General features: G+C 61.2%; 10 protein-coding genes. 4 read left to right on the forward strand and 6 right to left on the reverse strand.

Annotated features, from left to right (window positions below; all coding sequences use genetic code 11):
- Positions 1 to 246 precede the first annotated feature (246 nt).
- Positions 247 to 1,686 (reverse strand): aspartate aminotransferase family protein, encoded by a 1,440-nt coding sequence (locus H8F25_RS01430; RefSeq protein ID WP_370525788.1) that lies wholly within the window; start codon positions 1,684 to 1,686, stop codon positions 247 to 249.
- An 88-nt stretch (positions 1,687 to 1,774) separates the two neighbouring features.
- On the opposite strand from H8F25_RS01430, the gene H8F25_RS01435 reads away from it, so the two are divergent.
- Positions 1,775 to 2,323 (forward strand): nucleoside deaminase, encoded by a 549-nt coding sequence (locus tag H8F25_RS01435; RefSeq protein ID WP_197211739.1) that lies wholly within the window; start codon positions 1,775 to 1,777, stop codon positions 2,321 to 2,323.
- 193 nt (positions 2,324 to 2,516) lie between these two features.
- Here H8F25_RS01435 and H8F25_RS01440 read toward each other — a convergent pair whose 3' ends face one another.
- On the reverse strand, positions 2,517 to 3,707 hold the full coding sequence (locus H8F25_RS01440) for an alanine--glyoxylate aminotransferase family protein (RefSeq protein ID WP_231596981.1): 1,191 nt from the start codon (positions 3,705 to 3,707) through the stop codon (positions 2,517 to 2,519).
- A gap of 190 nt (positions 3,708 to 3,897) precedes the next feature.
- A complete protein-coding gene (locus H8F25_RS01445) occupies positions 3,898 to 4,419 on the reverse strand; it encodes an allophycocyanin subunit beta (protein ID WP_197211740.1) in 522 nt (173 codons plus the stop codon).
- A gap of 307 nt (positions 4,420 to 4,726) precedes the next feature.
- Between H8F25_RS01445 and glnA the strand changes: the two genes are divergently transcribed.
- Complete coding sequence (gene glnA / locus H8F25_RS01450; RefSeq protein WP_197211741.1) at positions 4,727 to 6,145, forward strand: type I glutamate--ammonia ligase; 1,419 nt, start codon at positions 4,727 to 4,729, stop codon at positions 6,143 to 6,145.
- Between the two features lie 363 nt (positions 6,146 to 6,508).
- Here the strand turns inward: glnA and H8F25_RS01455 are convergent, their stop codons facing one another.
- Positions 6,509 to 6,832, reverse strand: coding sequence for a transposase (locus tag H8F25_RS01455; RefSeq protein ID WP_231596982.1), 324 nt, complete (start codon positions 6,830 to 6,832; stop codon positions 6,509 to 6,511).
- Between the two features lie 137 nt (positions 6,833 to 6,969).
- On the opposite strand from H8F25_RS01455, the gene H8F25_RS01460 reads away from it, so the two are divergent.
- A complete protein-coding gene (locus tag H8F25_RS01460; RefSeq protein ID WP_197211742.1) occupies positions 6,970 to 7,248 on the forward strand; it encodes a transposase in 279 nt (92 codons plus the stop codon).
- A 26-nt stretch (positions 7,249 to 7,274) separates the two neighbouring features.
- Complete coding sequence (locus H8F25_RS01465; protein WP_197211743.1) at positions 7,275 to 8,072, forward strand: DDE-type integrase/transposase/recombinase; 798 nt, start codon at positions 7,275 to 7,277, stop codon at positions 8,070 to 8,072.
- Between the two features lie 98 nt (positions 8,073 to 8,170).
- On the opposite strand, the gene H8F25_RS01470 is transcribed toward H8F25_RS01465, so the two are convergent.
- Both H8F25_RS01470 and H8F25_RS01475 read right to left on the reverse strand, forming a co-directional pair.
- Entirely contained in the window at positions 8,171 to 8,818 is a 648-nt protein-coding gene (locus H8F25_RS01470; protein WP_197211744.1) for a response regulator transcription factor, read from the reverse strand.
- 188 nt (positions 8,819 to 9,006) lie between these two features.
- A complete protein-coding gene (locus H8F25_RS01475; RefSeq protein ID WP_197211745.1) occupies positions 9,007 to 24,030 on the reverse strand; it encodes a tandem-95 repeat protein in 15,024 nt (5,007 codons plus the stop codon).
- Positions 24,031 to 24,168 lie beyond the last annotated feature (138 nt).

Below are 24,168 nucleotides of genomic sequence, written 5' to 3' on the forward strand. Positions count from 1 at the left end.
GCTGGGGGCGTTCAGACATGGAAGGGTGCGAACAACTGGCTCCTGAAGGGCTGAGGATCGGCTCACCCAGGCCTCGCTCAGGACGCTAGGCGGCAATGTGATCCCATCGATGGCGCCGCTCCGGCCAGGGCAGCGAAGTGCCAGCTGGGCACGCCCCTGCCAGCGTTGATGGGTTGCTGCCTTCGCGAATGCCGCCGGTGCGGCTCTGGAAGGCCTGGTGCTGGCGACAGGGAAAGGGGAGCCGGCTCAGGGGCAGGGCTGGGCGGCCACCACGGCGGCCAGTCGCTCCAGGTGGGAGGGCTGGGTGTGGGGATTGCCCAGCACCGCCTTGAGGTGATGCACGCCGCCGTAAAGCGGCCGCGACAGCATCAGCTGCTCGGCCAGCAGGGCAGCGCGGGTCTTCTCTGACCAGTGCGCCAGAGCCTCGTGGCTGCCGCTGCGGGGACGGAACGAGAGAAGATGCAGCGGGCCCTCGAGCAGCTGCAGGCGCCCGTCGCCGGCCAGAAGCTGCTGCAACCGCCGTCTGCGGGCGAGGGCGCCCTCCACCAGCGCGGTGATTCCGTCCAGGCCGAGCTGCCGCAGGCCCAGCCACAGCTTGAGGATCTCCGCCGGCCGGCTGCCCTGCAGGCCCATCTCACCGCCGTGCCCACCGCCCCAGCTGGGCTCCATGTAGGGAAGACCGGTGCCGAAGGCCCGTTGCAGCTGGGCCGGATCGGGCAGCAGCAGCAGGGAGGAGGTCTTGGTGATCCCCAGCAGCTTCTGGGGGTTGACCGTCACCGAATCGGCGCGTCCCAGCCCTGCCAGGAGTGGGCGCTGCTCAGGCGCCAGGGCGAACACCCCGCCGATCGCGGCATCAATGTGCAGCCACACCCCATGGCGCCGGCAGAGCCCGGCGATCGCCTCCAGGGGGTCGATGGCGCCGCGCACCGTGGTCCCGGCGGTGGCCACGACGGCGATCACCGGGATGCCGTCCCGTTGCAGCCGCTCCAGTTCGTCGGCGAGCCGCTCCGTGCACAGTTGACCATGCCCATCGACCGGCAGGCGACGCAGGGCCTGGGCAGGAAGTCCCATCACGGCCAGTGCCTTGACCAGCGATACATGGGCATCGGTGCTGCAGAGCACCACCGCCTCACCGCACTGCCCCAGACCGCGGCTGTGGCGGGCGGTCACCAGGGCCATCAGATTGCTCAGCGAGCCGCCGCTGGCGGCTACGCCACCGGCGGCGGCACCGAGACCGAGAGCGCCGGCGAACCAGGCGCACAGGCCCCGCTCGAGATGGCTGAGGCTCGGCGCGAGTTCTTCGGCCAGCAGGTTGTTGTTGAGCCCGGCGCAGATCAGGTCCGCCGCGATCGAGGCCGTCAGGGCCGGGGGATCGAGATGGGCCAGGGCGCCAGGATGTCCTGGATGAAAGGCACCCTCCATCACCAGCTGGAGATCAGCCAGCAACCGGTCGCCGCCCAGGCCCTGTCGCTCCGGTTCGACGCTCGGCAGCACGCTCAACGCCGGCAGCGGCCCACGCATTTCGGTCTGCCCCAGCCAGGTGCAGAGCAGGCTGGAGGCCTGCTGGAGGAAGGCCTCCAGCCGGGGATCGAGCCCGCTCGGAGGCGCAAACAGGGGTAAGGCGTCCAGGCCACGATCCTGCGGGGAGTGCGGCGTCGGCCACGGGGCGGGAAGGGCGCTGGCCAACGGCTGGGTCAGGGCGGGGAACGATGCTGTGGGGGCATTCTGCCCCCGCCCGGGGCAACCCCCGGCGCGATGCCGGTTCGCAGCCGCCATGCTTCCCCCTGAGGATCTGCCGTTCCCGCTGCAATTGCTCTGGATGGAGCGCCTGCTGCGATGCGCACGGCGGGCCGGGGAGACCGGCGAGATTCCTGTTGCCGCGGTGCTGCTCGACGCCGATGGCCGCGCTCTTGGCTGGGGCAGCAACCGCCGGCACCGTGATCAGGACCCGCTCGGCCATGCCGAGCTGATTGCCCTGCGGCAGGCGGCGGTGCTGCGCCGGGACTGGCGCTTCAACGACTGCACGCTGCTCGTGACCCTGGAGCCCTGTCCGATGTGCGCCGGCGCACTGATCCAGGCTCGGGTCGGCCGGGTGATCTACGCCGCCGCCGATGCCAAGCGTGGCGCCCTGGGGGGATGCCTGGATCTGGCCCATGATCCTAGTGCCCACCATCACATGGTGGTGCAGGGTGGGCTGGAGGCCGCGGCTGCCGAGGGGCAGCTCTCCGGCTGGTTCCGGCAGCGCCGCAGGGCCCGCCGCCCATCCACAGGCCCCCAGTCGGGGCGCGGCGAAGCATCGGGGCCGGCGGTGCCACCGGTATGAGTGGGGTGCGCGGGTGCATGGGGCCGGCGTCTCTGCCGCCATCCCAGGAATCAGGCCATCCCAGGAAGGATCCATCGCCAGCTCGTCTACGAACGCGAGCTCCCGCCATGGATCCTCAGACAGCTGAGGCCCATGGGAGCCGTGCCCATGGGCCTCTGGGATGTCAACAGCTGAAAGGGGTGTGACCTGGAGCTCAGGCGACCGCGGCCATGGCGGCTGCGGCGGAGCGGAAGGCCGGGAGCTCCGTCTCGATCAGGTTGAGCAGCAGGTCGACGTTCTCGGGTCGGCTGTTGTAGCCCATCAGGCCGATGCGCCACACCTTGCCGGCAAGCGCTCCCAGACCACCGCCCACCTCGATGCCGTGGCGGTCGAGAAGGTGACGGCTGAAGGCCTTTCCATCGACGCCCTCGGGGATGCGCACCGTCGTGAGGGTCGGCAGGCGCAGGTCCTCCCGCACATGCAGTTCAAGACCGAGCCGCTCGAGACCGGCCCAGAGGCGCTCGGCGTTGCTGCGGTGGCGGGCCCAGGCGTTCTCGAGCCCCTCATCGGCCAGCAGCCGCAGGGCCTCGCGCATGCCGAAGTTCATGTTCACCGGGGCGGTGTGGTGATACACGCGATCGCTGCCCCAGTACTGATTGAGGAGCGAGACGTCGAGGTACCAGTTAGGCACCTTGCCGGAGCGCGCTGCCAGCTTGACCTCGGCGCGAGGTCCCATGGTGAAGGGGCCGAGGCCGGGCGGGCAGCTCAGGCCCTTCTGGCTGCAGCTGTAGGCCAGGTCCACCTTCCAGTCGTCCAGGAACAGCGGCACCCCTCCCAGGGAGGTGACGGTGTCCAGCAGCAGCAGACAGTCGTGCTGACGACAGAGATCGCCGATGCCCTCCATGGGCTGGCAGACGCCGGTGGAGGTTTCGGCATGGACCATCGCCAGGATGGTGGGTTTGTGGCTGGCGAGAGCTTCCTCGATCTGATTCAGGGAGAAGGCTTCCCCCCACGGGCATTCGATCGTCACCACCCTGGCGCCGTAGCGACCGGCCATGTCGGCCAGGCGCAGGCCGAAGTACCCCTTCACGGCCACCAGCACCGTGTCACCGGGTTCGACAGTGTTGGCGAGGGTGGCCTCCATGGCTGCACTGCCGGTGCCGCTCATCGGAATGGTGAGGCGGTTGTCGGTCTGCCAGGCGTAGCGGAGCAGCTCCTGCACCTCTCCCATCAGCTCGATGTAGAGGGGGTCGAGGTGGCCGATCGGGCTGCGGGAGAGGGCCTGCAGCACCGTCGGGTGGGCGTTGGAAGGGCCGGGGCCGAGCAGCAGCCGTTCGGGCGTGGCGATCGGATCGAGGGACAGCCGGTGGGTGGAATCGACGGAATGCTGCACGGGGGGGACCAAGACCGGGACGACGGCGAAGAAGTTGGGTGTCGAGATTAGGCAACGGGGCAAGTCCGCCCCTCAGATCAGCCGGGCACGCCAGGGGTGGTCGACGGTCGGTCGGTGCTTCACCCATTGGGTGCGGGTCGAAGGCAGGCCTTCGACGCTGGGCCGTTGCCAGGACTGGATTTCAGGCTGTTCCGGGCCGGGTTCAGCGGGCCCGCACGTTGCAGGCGGCGAGGCCCCGGCACAGGTGCTCGAAGGGGGGACGCACCACGGCGCCGGCGTCGCCGACTCCGGCATCCGACAGCATCTCGCAGATCACGTCGGCCAGCAGGGCGATGCCGCGGACGGTGGGACCGGTGGGGACCCCGAGGCTCTTGTAGGTGTCGTCGAGGCCATTGAGCACCCGCTCATCGAGGATCGTCAGATCGTCGGCGATCAGGGCGTAACTGGCGTAGCGCAGGAAATAATCCATGTCGCGCAGGCAGGCCGCCAGGCGCCGGGTGGTGTAGGCGTTGCCACCGGGAAGCAGCAGCTCAGGGTTCTCCAGCCAGAGCCTCTGCGACGCTTCACGCACGATGCCGGCGGCTTCGCGGTTGATCAGTTCGACGGCCTGCAGGCGCTGCGCAGCCTGGCCGTAGTAGGCATCGATGCGATCGATCGCGGCGCGGTCGAAGTAACGGCCCAGCTGGTCGTAACGGCCGATCAGACCGCTGATGGCATCCCGCATGGTGGCTGAAAAGTCGATGCACCTGGGGCGGAAGTTAGCACCGATGAATCGCCGGAATCCTTGTGCTGGGGCTGGATCTCGGCGGATTGACAGAAACGGTTACGCGCAGCTGCCGGGGTTCGCGGGCTCCATCGAGGCGAGGGCTCCTCGGAGGACTCGGGTTCCTCCGAAGGGGCACCTCGTCGGTGCGCCGGTGGCCTCTGAGCCTGCAATCGGTTACGGCTGATACAAAAGCGAGTCGGGAGCGCTCCGTACGTTCCCGCCTGTCGCGCCGCGGGCCGACGTCTCCACAGCCACCTTCCGTGCCATGGCCAGTACTGCCCAGGACGTGCTTCGTCGCATCAAGGACGAGGGCATCGAACTGATCGATCTCAAATTCGTCGATCTGCATGGCAAGTGGCAGCACCTGACCGTCTGCAACGACCTGATTGATGAGGCCGCCTTCACTGAGGGCGTCGCCTTCGATGGTTCCTCGATCCGCGGCTGGAAGGCGATCAATGAATCGGACATGGCGATGGTGCCGGATCCGAACACCGCCTGGATCGATCCCTTCTACAGCCACAAGACCCTCAGCCTGATCTGCTCGATCCAGGAGCCCCGCAGCGGCCAGCCCTACGCCCGCTGTCCCCGTTCGCTGGCCCAGAAGGCCCTCGACTACCTCGGTTCCACGGGCCTGGCCGACACCGCTTATTTCGGTCCAGAGCCCGAATTCTTCATCTTCGACGACGTCCGCTACAAGAGCAGCAACGGCAGCAGTTTCTACAGCGTCGACTCGATCGAGGCCCCCTGGAACAACGACCGCATCGAGGAGGGCGGCAACCTCGCCTACAAGATCCAGCTGAAGGAGGGCTATTTCCCCGTCGCTCCCAACGACACCCTGCAGGACATCCGCACCGAGATGCTCCTGACCATGGGCTCCCTGGGGGTGCCGATCGAGAAGCAGCACCATGAGGTGGCGACGGCGCAGCACGAGCTCGGCATCAAGTTCGCCGAGCTGATCAGCGCGGCCGACAACGTGATGATCTACAAGTATGTCGTCCGCAACATCGCCAGGAAGTACGGCAAGACGGCCACCTTCATGCCCAAGCCGGTGTTCGCCGACAACGGCAGCGGTATGCACGTGCACCAGAGCCTCTGGAAGGATGGCCAGCCCCTGTTCTTCGGGGAGGGCACCTACGCCAACCTGTCCCAGACCGCCCGCTGGTACATCGGTGGTCTGCTCAGGCATGCCCCGAGCTTCCTGGCGTTCACCAACCCGACCACCAACAGCTACAAGCGCCTCGTGCCCGGCTTCGAGGCGCCGGTGAACCTGGTGTACTCCCAGGGCAATCGCTCGGCCGCCGTGCGCATCCCGCTCACCGGTACCAATCCCAAGGCCAAGCGCCTGGAGTTCCGCTCCGGCGACGCTCTCTCGAATCCGTACCTGGGCTTCGCGGCGATGCTGATGGCGGGCATCGACGGCATCCGCAACCAGATCGATCCGGGTGACGGCACCGATGTCGACCTGTTCGAGCTCTCCGCCGAGGAGCTCTCGAAGATCCGCACCGTCCCCGCCTCGCTCAACGGCTCCCTCGAGGCTCTCGATGCCGACAAGGACTACCTGCTGGCCGGCGGTGTCTTCACCGAGGACTTCATCAGCAACTGGATCGCCATGAAGTACGAGGAGGTGCAGCAGCTGCGCCAGCGCCCTCACCCCCACGAGTTCGTCATGTACTACGACGCCTGATCGCAGGCCCGCACTACTAGACGAATACTGGCTTGTCCCCAAGAATGGTCCCCAAGATCGACCCCAAGGTCTTGGGCTCCAATGGGACGGGACAAGCCAACCAGAGTTGAGGGAACCCCTCGTGGCTTGGGCCTGTACCGCAGGCAGGGCCGTGAGGGGTTTTTCTTCGTCAAAGGAAGCTCTGATCAAGACCGGGAATTGAGCGCAAGCGTGTCTCATTCTCGTCAATGAGACACAAGTGGGGTATTTTGTCCTTGGCTACTCGCCAGGTGCTCCAATCCAGGGCCTGACTGGCTTATTTCTCGTGAGTTCCCCGATCATTTTTGGCTGCTCACCCTCAAGATGGCACACTTATTCTGTCATTTACGCTGTAGAAGGACAACGTTCGCGCACCATCCAGAGATTGGCGAGGGCAAACAGCATCGTCAGCTTGAGGTTGTTCTTGCGGATGCCTCGGTAGAAGACCTTCCGAAATCCAAACTGGCACTTGATGATCCGAAATGGATGCTCCACCTTTGCCCTGACATGTGCTTTCGCCGCCTCCATCAGATCCAGCAGTCTTCCCTCTGGGGTGTCCGGTAGAACTCGGCGCTGTCCGGGCTTCATGGCGATGCGCATCTCTGCTTCGCAGTCCTTGAACGCCTCACGCTTTTCGATGCCGATGTGGCCAGAGTCGCCGTAGATCACGCGTTCCTCGCCATGGACGCGATCGGGTGCCGTGTTCAGCTCATGGACGTTGGCAGCCGTGCTTGACGTGGACCCCGGAAATCAGTCCAGGGTGAATGAGAGTCCTCATCCGGCCAGACTGGGCCGGGGACTCGACCATGAAACGCACCAGGCACACAGCCGAGCAGATCATCCGCAAGCTCAAAACCGCCGAGCAGCTGATCGCCCAGGGCAAGACCGTCGCCGACGTCTGCCGGGTGATCGAGGTGACGCAGCCCACCTACCACCGGTGGCGGCAGCAGTACGGCGGCATGCAGGCCGAGGAGGCCAGGCGGCTGACTCAGCTGGAGAAGGAGAACGCCAGGCTCAAGAAGCTGCTGGCCGAGGCAGAGCTGGAGAAGGCGATGCTCAAGGACCTCGCCGAGGGAAACTTCTGAGCCCGGAGCGTCGCCGCAGGGCCGTTGTGGTCCTGCAGGAGCGTTACCGGGCTTCTGAACGCCAGGTCTGCCGTGTGGTGGGCCAACACCGCAGCACTCAGCGCCATCCGGCCAAGGTCGTCGATCTGGAGGAGGCCAAGCTCAGAAGCCGTCTCCGTGAGATCGCCGCTGAACACATCCGCTGGGGCCGTCGAATGGCCTATCGCCTGCTGCGGCGGGAGGGCTGGACCGTGAATCACAAGCGGGTGCAACGGCTCTGGCGAGAGGAAGGCCTGCAGCGGCCCACTCCCAGGAAGCGCAAGCGGGCACGCCCCGCCGACGGCTCAGTGCGGCGCCACCGGGCCGAGCATCCCCACCAGGTGTGGGCCATGGATTTCCAGTTCGACGCGACAGCCGATGGCCGCAGGCTCAAGTTCCTGAAAGTGATCGACGAGCACAGCCGCTTTTGCCTGGCCATCCGGGTGGGCAGGCGCTGCAAGGCCAAGGACGTGGTGGCAGTGCTGGAGGAGCTCACCAGCATCTACCCGGCGCCGGCCTACATCCGATCGGACAACGGGCCGGAATTCATCGCGCAGGCCCTACGGGACTGGTGCGAGGGCAGTGACACCACCAGCACGGCCTACATCGAGCCGGGATCCCTGTCCAGCAGCCGCAGTGATGTGAGCTGCGGGATGCATCTCAGGCTGCGGTGGTGCCGTCAGTCACGAGCCAACAGTGACGTCCCAATAGTGGCGTGCCAGCAGCGACCGAGAACGTCTGCCTCCATGCCGCTGCCATGCGGTTCGCGGACCCCCTGTGGCCGGATGGGAACAGCAACCTTCTGAAGGAGCCACCGCACGGTCCCACAAGGTTGAGCTTGAATCTGGCGGTGAGCGGTCCAGGATTCTTCTGCAGGGACCGCCCATTGGCGAATGCCGAGAGATCACCTCAATACAAATCCCACACCGCGCACGGTGTGAATGAGCGGTTCGAGATCGGGGCGCTCAACCTTTCTGCGCAAGTAGCGGACGTAGACATCAAGCAGGTTGTCGTCACCTACCCAGGTTTCCCCCCACACCGCCTTGAGGATCTCCAGTCGCGGCATCACCTGCTGTTTGTGGCGCAGCAGATAGAGCAGCAAATCAAATTCCTTCACCGTGAGTTTCAGCGGCTTTCCTGCCCGCAACACCGTGCGGCTCTTGATCCCCACCTGCAGATCGCGGTGACAGAGCAGATCTGCAGCCCGATCACCTCCAGCCAGACGCGAGCGACGGCGCCAGACCCGCAGCCGCGCCCAGAGCTCGCCGGGATTGCAGGAGCTACTGATCACATCGTCGGCGCCGCCGTCCAGCACGGCGATCCGCTCTTCGGGCGTGGCGGTGTCAAGCTGAACCAACAGTGGCATCGCTGGCGCCGCCCTGCGCAGTTGCTCCAGAGCTTCCGTCAGAATCGAGCGGTTGGGAAGCGTGGTGTGATCCACCTGCCACAGCAGCGCCACCGGCGTTGAGTGCGCCAGCCATGCGAGACAACCCTCCAGCGAGCACACAGTCTCGACAGATGGCAACCCCTGCTGCTGGGCCGAGGAAGCCAACGCCGCCCCTTCTGCCTCTGGGGCCAGGATCAGCAGCCGATCTACTGCGGATGGGTACACAGCGTGTTAGCAACCCGCCGCTGCTGACAGCTTAAACCGGAAGTCACGTGACGTCGTGGGATGACGAGATGAACCCGAGATCCGAGGCATCGACCTGCAGCTTTCACACAGACCAGATTCAGCCGGATTTATCCGAACGAGGAACCGTTGTGATCGCACTCATCCGTTGGTGATGTATCAGGCTGATGGTGATGGAGACCGGTCATGGTCTGATCATCAGACAACCAGTCGGCATGATCCATTGCCACCAAGCCTGTATCGGCATCGGCAGGGGTGGGTTCGTCCAGACTGAAATCCTGATGCTCTTGTAGCGCTGTGGCTTCAATACCATGTTCGATGGCCGCATGCTCTTCTGAAGAGAGGCCATATTCAGAGGCGAATTCAACCACCAACTGATCCAGGTCAGCGCTGCTTAGATCGGTCTGGATCTCCGATGATTCCAGAGGATCCTCATCTGCACCCTCAGCGCTGATCGTGGCAGCCACCAGATCAGCAACAGAAACATCCGATCCTTCTGTTTCTCCATGCATCTCAGTGGCCAACGTATTGGTGCTGTCCTCCTCTGATGGCACCACCGTGTCTGATGTCAGGGGTTCCGGAGTCAGATCAGGCTCCACAGCTTCAACCAGGAAGGCCACATCTTCCGCCAGGCCAGTCGTGCCATCGGCGTAGGTGATGACCATCTGACCAAAAGATAAAGCGCTTGAATCAGCGATAATTGCGGTAGAACTTCCGTCCAGATAGTCGAGGCCAATGGATACGATCCCCCAGTGGGCAAGGTCATGGTATTCACCGAATTGCTGAACACCATCAACATTCAGATCCTGCCAAACCCCAAATGATTGCCAGGCACTGTCATTGGCGTCGAAGACTCCATCGTGATTGGAGTCGAAATAAGCGGCCAGAGCCTGCATATCTGTTGAGACAGCCGGATCATCTCCCCAAGAAGTGAGCACAATTTCAGCGACGTCATTCACTCGACCATCGCCATTGTGGTCGTACACCAAAAAACCATCTTCAGGGCCAATCCAGGCTGAGCCCACCTGCACGCCATCAACCTGAATCGAGACTCCAGAGTCGACAGAACTGAGAAAACCAATCGCTCCATCGTTGTTCAGATCTAGTGCGATGGGTGGGGTGACCAGTGAGCCTCCTGAAGGAAAGTCGTCGAAGTTAGCTGGATTCGGAAAGCCTGGGTATGGGTTGCCAGCAAGATCAGAGTCGCCCGCAATTGCATCATTCCACTGAGCCGAAAGAACAGCATCATCGTAGGCATTGTACAGGGCATCACCTTTCCAGTGCCAGAATACAGTTGTTTCCCAGGCAGGATATGAAGTGGATGAGCCACCTCCAAGGCCGACAACGATCTCCTGGTCATTGGGGTTAATTTTGGTTTGGAGCACCGGATCATTGAAGCCACCCGATCCATTGGAGGTGACTTCTACAGCCCAGATGGACAATGCTCCCGCACGCCATTCACCAACTACAGGTGTGCGGTCATTGTCCTTCACGCTTCCAGTCTCAGTTCCATGAAGGCCGCCGCCAGTGATTGCATTGTCATCAAAAAGGATCTTCAAGGTTTGTAGAAGTTCTATCCCGCCATTCGCATAGGTTGCGTTGAGAGTAAAGACCTCGTTGCTGACATGAAGGCTGTTGCCATAGTCTGTGACATCATATATTCGGTTATTGACAAGGAGATTGGCTCCCGGGTTCAGATGAGCATTCACAACTACAAGCTTGAAATATTTTTCTCCGCTTGCAAGTGGAGATTCGTCGATCTCTGTGAACTTGGAGTCTTTGTAGGCAAAGGTGTCCACTTCGCTCACGTTGTATTTGTCATCATATTGGTGAACGTGCTTAGATGACTTTCCGGAGTCGTTGTAGGTGTCCACATCAATATGCCCCCCCCTCAGCCCAAGCTGGGAGCTAAGTGTCAGAGTAAGGGTTGTCGTCGAGATGTCTCCATCGGCATCTTGAATGCTGTAGACAAAAACATCCTGGTCTCCCTCCGACGAACTCCCATTGGCCGTATAAGTCCACCCTCCGTCAGCGTCCAGCTTGAGTGTTCCATACGTGCCCGCGATCTGGCTGCCTACACCAGTCGTAACAGAGGAAGAGAGATCGGAACCGGCAGCTCGAACACCAATCACACCCTGCCCCAAGACATTGGGACCGTCTGCACCAAACTGATCATTGAATAACACACCTTCATCCTCGTCAGCATGCCTCTCAGTGACCGCACCATTTACGCCAGAAGCATTTTCATTGTCAGCTATGGCCATGGGCACATCATCGATAATCTCAACCGTGAGTGTCTCTGGAGACGATACAGCTGTGCCGTCCGATGTATTCAGTGAGAATACATCGGTCTCTGCCCCGGCTGCATCAGTGGCAGGACTGGTGAGGAGGTATGTATAGTTTGCAACGCCTGTGGAGGCATCGTAACTTGTAATAGTCAATGTTCCGTTGGTTCCGCTGAAGCTGGCGCCAGCCAGGTTGGCAATCAGAACCGCGGTCCCGTTGATCGTGACGCTCTTGATATCATCAAGTCCGTCTGGATCCGACAGCGTAAAGATCCCCGATGCTGATCGAGTAGAAAGATCAGGGTTGCTGCCGTTTACAAGCCCAGACTCATAGACCTGTTCTGGCCCCGTCTGCGAGCCAAGAGTGGATGGATCCGTATCAATAACAATGGACGGAGCCTTATTGACCGGATCAACGGTGATGGTGAGTGTGGAGGAATCGGTGGCCCCGACACCATCGGAGACGATGTAGGTGATCAGCGGGACGGTGCCGTTGTAATTGGCGGCCGGCGAGAAGGTATAAGCGCCATCGCTTGCGATCGTCAGGGTGCCAACGCCAGCGATCGTGGCGCTCTGGCCAGCGCTATAGGAGGTGGCATCACCATCCACCGTGAATGATGTGACGGCGAGGGGTCCATCACCGGTGGGGTTGGGAGTGCCATTATCGAGCACATTCCCGCTGATGGGAGTGTCTTCTGAAGTGGTGACGGATTCATCGTCATCAGAGAAGACGTCATCGACCGGATCAACGGTGATGGTGAGTGTGGAGGAATCGGTGGCCCCGACACCATCGGAGACGATGTAGGTGATCAGCGGGACGGTGCCGTTGTAATTGGCGGCCGGCGAGAAGGTATAAGCGCCATCGCTCGCGATCGTCAGGGTGCCAACGCCAGCGATCGTGGCGCTCTGGCCAGCGCTATAGGAGGTGGCATCACCATCCACCGTGAATGATGTGACGGCGAGGGGTCCATCACCGGTGGGGTTGGGAGTGCCATTATCGAGCACATTCCCGCTGATGGGAGTGTCTTCTGAAGTGGTGACGGATTCATCGTCATCAGAGAAGACGTCATCGACCGGACCAACGGTGATGGTGAGTGTGGAGGAATCGGTGGCCCCGACACCATCGGAGACGATGTAGGTGATCAGCGGGACGGTGCCGTTGTAATTGGCGGCCGGCGAGAAGGTATAAGCGCCATCGCTTGCGATCGTCAGGGTGCCAACGCCAGCGATCGTGGCGCTCTGGCCAGCGCTATAGGAGGTGGCATCACCATCCACCGTGAATGATGTGACGGCGAGGGGTCCATCACCGGTGGGGTTGGGAGTGCCATTATCGAGCACATTCCCGCTGATGGGAGTGTCTTCTGAAGTGGTGACGGATTCATCGTCATCAGAGAAGACGTCATCGACCGGATCAACGGTGATGGTGAGTGTGGAGGAATCGGTGGCCCCGACACCATCGGAGACGATGTAGGTGATCAGCGGGACGGTGCCGTTGTAATTGGCGGCCGGCGAGAAGGTATAAGCGCCATCGCTTGCGATCGTCAGGGTGCCAACGCCAGCGATCGTGGCGCTCTGGCCAGCGCTATAGGAGGTGGCATCACCATCCACCGTGAATGATGTGACGGCGAGGGGTCCATCACCGGTGGGGTTGGGAGTGCCATTATCGAGCACATTCCCGCTGATGGGAGTGTCTTCTGAAGTGGTGACGGATTCATCGTCATCAGAGAAGACGTCATCGACCGGATCAACGGTGATGGTGAGTGTGGAGGAATCGGTGGCCCCGACACCATCGGAGACGATGTAGGTGATCAGCGGGACGGTGCCGTTGTAATTGGCGGCCGGCGAGAAGGTATAAGCGCCATCGCTTGCGATCGTCAGGGTGCCAACGCCAGCGATCGTGGCGCTCTGGCCAGCGCTATAGGAGGTGGCATCACCATCCACCGTGAATGATGTGACGGCGAGGGGTCCATCACCGGTGGGGTTGGGAGTGCCATTATCGAGCACATTCCCGCTGATGGGAGTGTCTTCCTGGGTGGTGACGGATTCATCGTCATCAGAGAAGACGTCATCGACCGGATCAACGGTGATGGTGAGTGTGGAGGAATCGGTGGCCCCGACACCATCGGAGACGATGTAGGTGATCAGCGGGACGGTGCCGTTGTAATTGGCGGCCGGCGAGAAGGTATAAGCGCCATCGCTTGCGATCGTCAGGGTGCCAACGCCAGCGATCGTGGCGCTCTGGCCAGCGCTATAGGAGGTGGCATCACCATCCACCGTGAATGATGTGACGGCGAGGGGTCCATCACCGGTGGGGTTGGGAGTGCCATTATCGAGCACATTCCCGCTGATGGGAGTGTCTTCCTGGGTGGTGACGGATTCATCGTCATCAGAGAAGACGTCATCGACCGGATCAACGGTGATGGTGAGTGTGGAGGAATCGGTGGCCCCGACACCATCGGAGACGATGTAGGTGATCAGCGGGACGGTGCCGTTGTAATTGGCGAGCGGCGAGAAGGTATAAGCGCCATCGCTTGCGATCGTCAGGGTGCCAACGCCAGCGATCGTGGCGCTCTGGCCAGCGCTATAGGAGGTGGCATCACCATCCACCGTGAATGATGTGACGGCGAGGGGTCCATCACCGGTGGGGTTGGGAGTGCCATTATCGAGCACATTCCCGCTGATGGGAGTGTCTTCCTGGGTGGTGACGGATTCATCGTCATCAGAGAAGACGTCATCGACCGGATCAACGGTGATGGTGAGTGTGGAGGAATCGGTGGCCCCGACACCATCGGAGACGATGTAGGTGATCAGCGGGACGGTGCCGTTGTAATTGGCGGCCGGCGAGAAGGTATAAGCGCCATCGCTTGCGATCGTCAGGGTGCCAACGCCAGCGATCGTGGCGCTCTGGCCAGCGCTATAGGAGGTGGCATCACCATCCACCGTGAATGATGTGACGGCGAGGGGTCCATCACCGGTGGGGTTGGGAGTGCCATTATCGAGCACATTCCCGCTGATGGGAGTGTCTTCCTGGGTGGTGACGGATTCATCGTCATCAGAGAAGACGTCATCGACCGGACCAACGGTGATGGTGAGTGTGGAGGAATCGGTGGCCCCGACACCATCGGAGACGATGTAGGTGATCAGCGGGACGGTGCCGTTGTAATTGGCGGCCGGCGAGAAGGTATAAGCGCCATCGCTTGCGATCGTCAGGGTGCCAACGCCAGCGATCGTGGCGCTCTGGCCAGCGCTATAGGAGGTGGCATCACCATCCACCGTGAATGATGTGACGGCGAGGGGTCCATCACCGGTGGGGTTGGGAGTGCCATTATCGAGCACATTCCCGCTGATGGGAGTGTCTTCTGAAGTGGTGACGGATTCATCGTCATCAGAGAAGACGTCATCGACCGGATCAACGGTGATGGTGAGTGTGGAGGAATCGGTGGCCCCGACACCATCGGAGACGATGTAGGTGATCAGCGGGACGGTGCCGTTGTAATTGGCGGCCGGCGAGAAGGTATAAGCGCCATCGCTTGCGATCGTCAGGGTGCCAACGCCAGCGATCGTGGCGCTCTGGCCAGCGCTATAGGAGGTGGCATCACCATCCACCGTGAATGATGTGACGGCGAGGGGTCCATCACCGGTGGGGTTGGGAGTGCCATTATCGAGCACATTCCCGCTGATGGGAGTGTCTTCCTGGGTGGTGACGGATTCATCGTCATCAGAGAAGACGTCATCGACCGGATCAACGGTGATGGTGAGTGTGGAGGAATCGGTGGCCCCGACACCATCGGAGACGATGTAGGTGATCAGCGGGACGGTGCCGTTGTAATTGGCGAGCGGCGAGAAGGTATAAGCGCCATCGCTTGCGATCGTCAGGGTGCCAACGCCAGCGATCGTGGCGCTCTGGCCAGCGCTATAGGAGGTGGCATCACCATCCACCGTGAATGATGTGACGGCGAGGGGTCCATCACCGGTGGGGTTGGGAGTGCCATTATCGAGCACATTCCCGCTGATGGGAGTGTCTTCCTGGGTGGTGACGGATTCATCGTCATCAGAGAAGACGTCATCGACCGGATCAACGGTGATGGTGAGTGTGGAGGAATCGGTGGCCCCGACACCATCGGAGACGATGTAGGTGATCAGCGGGACGGTGCCGTTGTAATTGGCGAGCGGCGAGAAGGTATAAGCGCCATCGCTTGCGATCGTCAGGGTGCCAACGCCAGCGATCGTGGCGCTCTGGCCAGCGCTATAGGAGGTGGCATCACCATCCACCGTGAATGATGTGACGGCGAGGGGTCCATCACCGGTGGGGTTGGGAGTGCCATTATCGAGCACATTCCCGCTGATGGGAGTGTCTTCCTGGGTGGTGACGGATTCATCGTCATCAGAGAAGACGTCATCGACCGGATCAACGGTGATGGTGAGTGTGGAGGAATCGGTGGCCCCGACACCATCGGAGACGATGTAGGTGATCAGCGGGACGGTGCCGTTGTAATTGGCGGCCGGCGAGAAGGTATAAGCGCCATCGCTTGCGATCGTCAGGGTGCCAACGCCAGCGATCGTGGCGCTCTGGCCAGCGCTATAGGAGGTGGCATCACCATCCACCGTGAATGATGTGACGGCGAGGGGTCCATCACCGGTGGGGTTGGGAGTGCCATTATCGAGCACATTCCCGCTGATGGGAGTGTCTTCCTGGGTGGTGACGGATTCATCGTCATCGGAGAAGACGTCATCGACCGGATCAACGGTGATGGTGAGTGTGGAGGAATCGGTGGCCCCGACACCATCGGAGACGATGTAGGTGATCAGCGGGACGGTGCCGTTGTAATTGGCGAGCGGCGAGAAGGTATAAGCGCCATCGCTTGCGATCGTCAGGGTGCCAACGCCAGCGATCGTGGCGCTCTGGCCAGCGCTATAGGAGGTGGCATCACCATCCACCGTGAATGATGTGACGGCGAGGGGTCCATCACCGGTGGGGTTGGGAGTGCCATTATCGAGCACATTCCCGCTGATGGGAGTGTCTTCCTGGGTGGTGACGGATTCATCGTCATCAGAGAAGACGTCATCGACCGGATCAACGGTGATGGTGAGTGTGGAGGAATCGGTGGCCCCGACACCATCGGAGACGATGTAGGTGATCAGCGGGACGGTGCCGTTGTAATTGGCGGCCGGCGAGAAGGTATAAGCGCCATCGCTTGCGATCGTCAGGGTGCCAACGCCAGCGATCGTGGCGCTCTGGCCAGCGCTATAGGAGGTGGCATCACCATCCACCGTGAATGATGTGACGGCGAGGGGTCCATCACCGGTGGGGTTGGGAGTGCCATTATCGAGCACATTCCCGCTGATGGGAGTGTCTTCTGAAGTGGTGACGGATTCATCGTCATCAGAGAAGACGTCATCGACCGGATCAACGGTGATGGTGAGTGTGGAGGAATCGGTGGCCCCGACACCATCGGAGACGATGTAGGTGATCAGCGGGACGGTGCCGTTGTAATTGGCGGCCGGCGAGAAGGTATAAGCGCCATCGCTTGCGATCGTCAGGGTGCCAACGCCAGCGATCGTGGCGCTCTGGCCAGCGCTATAGGAGGTGGCATCACCATCCACCGTGAATGATGTGACGGCGAGGGGTCCATCACCGGTGGGGTTGGGAGTGCCATTATCGAGCACATTCCCGCTGATGGGAGTGTCTTCTGAAGTGGTGACGGATTCATCGTCATCAGAGAAGACGTCATCGACCGGATCAACGGTGATGGTGAGTGTGGAGGAATCGGTGGCCCCGACACCATCGGAGACGATGTAGGTGATCAGCGGGACGGTGCCGTTGTAATTGGCGGCCGGCGAGAAGGTATAAGCGCCATCGCTCGCGATCGTCAGGGTGCCAACGCCAGCGATCGTGGCGCTCTGGCCAGCGCTATAGGAGGTGGCATCACCATCCACCGTGAATGATGTGACGGCGAGGGGTCCATCACCGGTGGGGTTGGGAGTGCCATTATCGAGCACATTCCCGCTGATGGGAGTGTCTTCTGAAGTGGTGACGGATTCATCGTCATCAGAGAAGACGTCATCGACCGGACCAACGGTGATGGTGAGTGTGGAGGAATCGGTGGCCCCGACACCATCGGAGACGATGTAGGTGATCAGCGGGACGGTGCCGTTGTAATTGGCGGCCGGCGAGAAGGTATAAGCGCCATCGCTTGCGATCGTCAGGGTGCCAACGCCAGCGATCGTGGCGCTCTGGCCAGCGCTATAGGAGGTGGCATCACCATCCACCGTGAATGATGTGACGGCGAGGGGTCCATCACCGGTGGGGTTGGGAGTGCCATTATCGAGCACATTCCCGCTGATGGGAGTGTCTTCTGAAGTGGTGACGGATTCATCGTCATCAGAGAAGACGTCATCGACCGGATCAACGGTGATGGTGAGTGTGGAGGAATCGGTGGCCCCGACACCATCGGAGACGATGTAGGTGATCAGCGGGACGGTGCCGTTGTAATTGGCGGCCGGCGAGAAGGTATAAGCGCCATCGCTTGCGATCGTCAGGGTGCCAACGCCAGCGATCGTGGCGCTCTGGCCAGCGCTATAGGAGGTGGCATCACCATCCACCGTGAATGATGTGACGGCGAGGGGTCCATCACCGGTGGGGTTGGGAGTGCCATTATCGAGCACATTCCCGCTGATGGGAGTGTCTTCTGAAGTGGTGACGGATTCATCGTCATCAGAGAAGACGTCATCGACCGGATCAACGGTGATGGTGAGTGTGGAGGAATCGGTGGCCCCGACACCATCGGAGACGATGTAGGTGATCAGCGGGACGGTGCCGTTGTAATTGGCGGCCGGCGAGAAGGTATAAGCGCCATCGCTTGCGATCGTCAGGGTGCCAACGCCAGCGATCGTGGCGCTCTGGCCAGCGCTATAGGAGGTGGCATCACCATCCACCGTGAATGATGTGACGGCGAGGGGTCCATCACCGGTGGGGTTGGGAGTGCCATTATCGAGCACATTCCCGCTGATGGGAGTGTCTTCTGAAGTGGTGACGGATTCATCGTCATCAGAGAAGACGTCATCGACCGGATCAACGGTGATGGTGAGTGTGGAGGAATCGGTGGCCCCGACACCATCGGAGACGATGTAGGTGATCAGCGGGACGGTGCCGTTGTAATTGGCGGCCGGCGAGAAGGTATAAGCGCCATCGCTTGCGATCGTCAGGGTGCCAACGCCAGCGATCGTGGCGCTCTGGCCAGCGCTATAGGAGGTGGCATCACCATCCACCGTGAATGATGTGACGGCGAGGGGTCCATCACCGGTGGGGTTGGGAGTGCCATTATCGAGCACATTCCCGCTGATGGGAGTGTCTTCTGAAGTGGTGACGGATTCATCGTCATCAGAGAAGACGTCATCGACCGGATCAACGGTGATGGTGAGTGTGGAGGAATCGGTGGCCCCGACACCATCGGAGACGATGTAGGTGATCAGCGGGACGGTGCCGTTGTAATTGGCGGCCGGCGAGAAGGTATAAGCGCCATCGCTTGCGATCGTCAGGGTGCCAACGCCAGCGATCGTGGCGCTCTGGCCAGCGCTATAGGAGGTGGCATCACCATCCACCGTGAATGATGTGACGGCGAGGGGTCCATCACCGGTGGGGTTGGGAGTGCCATTATCGAGCACATTCCCGCTGATGGGAGTGTCTTCCTGGGTGGTGACGGATTCATCGTCATCAGAGAAGACGTCATCGACCGGATCAACGGTGATGGTGAGTGTGGAGGAATCGGTGGCCCCGACACCATCGGAGACGATGTAGGTGATCAGCGGGACGGTGCCGTTGTAATTGGCGGCCGGCGAGAAGGTATAAGCGCCATCGCTTGCGATCGTCAGGGTGCCAACGCCAGCGATCGTGGCGCTCTGGCCAGCGCTATAGGAGGTGGCATCACCATCCACCGTGAATGATGTGACGGCGAGGGGTCCATCACCGGTGGGGTTGGGAGTGCCATTATCGAGCACATTCCCGCTGATGGGAGTGTCTTCCTGGGTGGTGACGGATTCATCGTCATCAGAGAAGACGTCATCGACCGGATCAACGGTGATGGTGAGTGTGGAGGAATCGGTGGCCCCGACACCATCGGAGACGATGTAGGTGATCAGCGGGACGGTGCCGTTGTAATTGGCGAGCGGCGAGAAGGTATAAGCGCCATCGCTTGCGATCGTCAGGGTGCCAACGCCAGCGATCGTGGCGCTCTGGCCAGCGCTATAGGAGGTGGCATCACCATCCACCGTGAATGATGTGACGGCGAGGGGTCCATCACCGGTGGGGTTGGGAGTGCCATTATCGAGCACATTCCCGCTGATGGGAGTGTCTTCCTGGGTGGTGACGGATTCATCGTCATCAGAGAAGACGTCATCGACCGGATCAACGGTGATGGTGAGTGTGGAGGAATCGGTGGCCCCGACACCATCGGAGACGATGTAGGTGATCAGCGGGACGGTGCCGTTGTAATTGGCGGCCGGCGAGAAGGTATAAGCGCCATCGCTTGCGATCGTCAGGGTGCCAACGCCAGCGATCGTGGCGCTCTGGCCAGCGCTATAGGAGGTGGCATCACCATCCACCGTGAATGATGTGACGGCGAGGGGTCCATCACCGGTGGGGTTGGGAGTGCCATTATCGAGCACATTCCCGCTGATGGGAGTGTCTTCCTGGGTGGTGACGGATTCATCGTCATCAGAGAAGACGTCATCGACCGGACCAACGGTGATGGTGAGTGTGGAGGAATCGGTGGCCCCGACACCATCGGAGACGATGTAGGTGATCAGCGGGACGGTGCCGTTGTAATTGGCGGCCGGCGAGAAGGTATAAGCGCCATCGCTTGCGATCGTCAGGGTGCCAACGCCAGCGATCGTGGCGCTCTGGCCAGCGCTATAGGAGGTGGCATCACCATCCACCGTGAATGATGTGACGGCGAGGGGTCCATCACCGGTGGGGTTGGGAGTGCCATTATCGAGCACATTCCCGCTGATGGGAGTGTCTTCTGAAGTGGTGACGGATTCATCGTCATCAGAGAAGACGTCATCGACCGGATCAACGGTGATGGTGAGTGTGGAGGAATCGGTGGCCCCGACACCATCGGAGACGATGTAGGTGATCAGCGGGACGGTGCCGTTGTAATTGGCGGCCGGCGAGAAGGTATAAGCGCCATCGCTTGCGATCGTCAGGGTGCCAACGCCAGCGATCGTGGCGCTCTGGCCAGCGCTATAGGAGGTGGCATCACCATCCACCGTGAATGATGTGACGGCGAGGGGTCCATCACCGGTGGGGTTGGGAGTGCCATTATCGAGCACATTCCCGCTGATGGGAGTGTCTTCCTGGGTGGTGACGGATTCATCGTCATCAGAGAAGACGTCATCGACCGGATCAACGGTGATGGTGAGTGTGGAGGAATCGGTGGCCCCGACACCATCGGAGACGATGTAGGTGATCAGCGGGACGGTGCCGTTGTAATTGGCGAGCGGCGAGAAGGTATAAGCGCCATCGCTTGCGATCGTCAGGGTGCCAACGCCAGCGATCGTGGCGCTCTGGCCAGCGCTATAGGAGGTGGCATCACCATCCACCGTGAATGATGTGACGGCGAGGGGTCCATCACCGGTGGGGTTGGGAGTGCCATTATCGAGCACATTCCCGCTGATGGGAGTGTCTTCCTGGGTGGTGACGGATTCATCGTCATCAGAGAAGACGTCATCGACCGGATCAACGGTGATGGTGAGTGTGGAGGAATCGGTGGCCCCGACACCATCGGAGACGATGTAGGTGATCAGCGGGACGGTGCCGTTGTAATTGGCGAGCGGCGAGAAGGTATAAGCGCCATCGCTTGCGATCGTCAGGGTGCCAACGCCAGCGATCGTGGCGCTCTGGCCAGCGCTATAGGAGGTGGCATCACCATCCACCGTGAATGATGTGACGGCGAGGGGTCCATCACCGGTGGGGTTGGGAGTGCCATTATCGAGCACATTCCCGCTGATGGGAGTGTCTTCCTGGGTGGTGACGGATTCATCGTCATCAGAGAAGACGTCATCGACCGGATCAACGGTGATGGTGAGTGTGGAGGAATCGGTGGCCCCGACACCATCGGAGACGATGTAGGTGATCAGCGGGACGGTGCCGTTGTAATTGGCGGCCGGCGAGAAGGTATAAGCGCCATCGCTTGCGATCGTCAGGGTGCCAACGCCAGCGATCGTGGCGCTCTGGCCAGCGCTATAGGAGGTGGCATCACCATCCACCGTGAATGATGTGACGGCGAGGGGTCCATCACCGGTGGGGTTGGGAGTGCCATTATCGAGCACATTCCCGCTGATGGGAGTGTCTTCCTGGGTGGTGACGGATTCATCGTCATCGGAGAAGACGTCATCGACCGGATCAACGGTGATGGTGAGTGTGGAGGAATCGGTGGCCCCGACACCATCGGAGACGATGTAGGTGATCAGCGGGACGGTGCCGTTGTAATTGGCGAGCGGCGAGAAGGTATAAGCGCCATCGCTTGCGATCGTCAGGGTGCCAACGCCAGCGATCGTGGCGCTCTGGCCAGCGCTATAGGAGGTGGCATCACCATCCACCGTGAATGATGTGACGGCGAGGGGTCCATCACCGGTGGGGTTGGGAGTGCCATTATCGAGCACATTCCCGCTGATGGGAGTGTCTTCCTGGGTGGTGACGGATTCATCGTCATCAGAGAAGACGTCATCGACCGGATCAACGGTGATGGTGAGTGTGGAGGAATCGGTGGCCCCGACACCATCGGAGACGATGTAGGTGATCAGCGGGACGGTGCCGTTGTAATTGGCGGCCGGCGAGAAGGTATAAGCGCCATCGCTTGCGATCGTCAGGGTGCCAACGCCAGCGATCGTGGCGCTCTGGCCAGCGCTATAGGAGGTGGCATCACCATCCACCGTGAATGATGTGACGGCGAGGGGTCCATCACCGGTGGGGTTGGGAGTGCCATTATCGAGCACATTCCCGCTGATGGGAGTGTCTTCTGAAGTGGTGACGGATTCATCGTCATCAGAGAAGACGTCATCGACCGGATCAACGGTGATGGTGAGTGTGGAGGAATCGGTGGCCCCGACACCATCGGAGACGATGTAGGTGATCAGCGGGACGGTGCCGTTGTAATTGGCGGCCGGCGAGAAGGTATAAGCGCCATCGCTTGCGATCGTCAGGGTGCCAACGCCAGCGATCGTGGCGCTCTGGCCAGCGCTATAGGAGGTGGCATCACCATCCACCGTGAATGATGTGACGGCGAGGGGTCCATCACCGGTGGGGTTGGGAGTGCCATTATCGAGCACATTCCCGCTGATGGGAGTGTCTTCTGAAGTGGTGACGGATTCATCGTCATCAGAGAAGACGTCATCGACCGGATCAACGGTGATGGTGAGTGTGGAGGAATCGGTGGCCCCGACACCATCGGAGACGATGTAGGTGATCAGCGGGACGGTGCCGTTGTAATTGGCGGCCGGCGAGAAGGTATAAGCGCCATCGCTTGCGATCGTCAGGGTGCCAACGCCAGCGATCGTGGCGCTCTGGCCAGCGCTATAGGAGGTGGCATCACCATCCACCGTGAATGATGTGACGGCGAGGGGTCCATCACCGGTGGGGTTGGGAGTGCCATTATCGAGCACATTCCCGCTGATGGGAGTGTCTTCTGAAGTGGTGACGGATTCATCGTCATCAGAGAAGACGTCATCGACCGGACCAACGGTGATGGTGAGTGTGGAGGAATCGGTGGCCCCGACACCATCGGAGACGATGTAGGTGATCAGCGGGACGGTGCCGTTGTAATTGGCGGCCGGCGAGAAGGTATAAGCGCCATCGCTTGCGATCGTCAGGGTGCCAACGCCAGCGATCGTGGCGCTCTGGCCAGCGCTATAGGAGGTGGCATCACCATCCACCGTGAATGATGTGACGGCGAGGGGTCCATCACCGGTGGGGTTGGGAGTGCCATTATCGAGCACATTCCCGCTGATGGGAGTGTCTTCTGAAGTGGTGACGGATTCATCGTCATCAGAGAAGACGTCATCGACCGGATCAACCGTGATTGTCAGAGTTGACGTCTCCGTCGCCCCGAGGCCATCACTGACCACATAGGTCACAACCGGTACATCCCCGTTGTAATTTGGAGATGGTGTGAAGGTATAGGCACCATCACTGCTGATCGTCAGCGACCCCACCCCATCCAGGACCGCAGTCTCGCCTGGGTTGTACGTTGTCCCAGCAACAGTGAATGCAGTGACGCTCAGCGCCCCATCGCCAGTCGGATCAGGCGTGGCGTTTGCCAGCACATTCCCTGTGATCTCCTGATCTTCTTGGGTGCGGACAACGTCATCGGCATCGGTGAAGATGCTGTCCAGCGATGTTTCCGTACTTGGTGCTGGCTCAAGGGTTGGCTCCGTGGCCGCCCTCACCACCTCTCCCAGCTGCGCGAGTTCGGGAACTGGGTCGGACGGATTGAAGAGAAGCTCCCCGTCTGCAGCTTCCACCTCAGTCGGTGCCGGGCTCCCCACGCCACCTCCCGCACTCCCCGCTTCATCGAAGCTGGCATCAGGACCCAGTGCCGTCGTCACCACAGAGGTGGCCGCCACGGCGAGTGGCTCGCCCACATCTGCTTCGAGACTGCCGTACTCGAAGGCGTCTGTGGGCACCACCGAAGCGCCTTCGGGGTTCTCAGTGCTCGCAGCCGGATCAGGCTCAGGGTTGACAGGCACGCTGCCGGCGAGGTCCTTCTGTTGTTGATCAGCCAAGGTCTCCTGGCTGCTGGCCTCCATTCCAGTCAAGGCGTCAGCAGAAGGGGCGAGAAAGGAGTTGGTCATCGGTAACGGCGGTAGCCGTGGTCTATGTCAACAGTAGATCGGTCATCTGACGTGGAGCACGTGGCTCTACCAGAAGAACCAGTCAGCTGACCAGTTCTGTGCCCAATGGTGCTGAAATCGCTTGCGGGACAAGCTGTT

It is taken from the genome of Synechococcus sp. CBW1004, assembly GCF_015840715.1.
GTDB lineage: Bacteria > Cyanobacteriota > Cyanobacteriia > PCC-6307 > Cyanobiaceae > Cyanobium.

Bases quoted from the DNA above. Each gene is read 5' to 3' on its own strand.
- H8F25_RS01435 (WP_197211739.1), top strand. From the start codon at position 1,775: ATGCTTCCCCCTGAGGATCTGCCGTTCCCGCTGCAATTGCTCTGGATG.
- H8F25_RS01445 (WP_197211740.1), bottom strand. From the start codon at position 4,419: ATGCGGGATGCCATCAGCGGTCTGATCGGCCGTTACGACCAGCTGGGC.
- glnA (WP_197211741.1), top strand. From the start codon at position 4,727: ATGGCCAGTACTGCCCAGGACGTGCTTCGTCGCATCAAGGACGAGGGC.
- H8F25_RS01460 (WP_197211742.1), top strand. From the start codon at position 6,970: ATGAAACGCACCAGGCACACAGCCGAGCAGATCATCCGCAAGCTCAAA.
- H8F25_RS01475 (WP_197211745.1), bottom strand. From the start codon at position 24,030: ATGACCAACTCCTTTCTCGCCCCTTCTGCTGACGCCTTGACTGGAATG.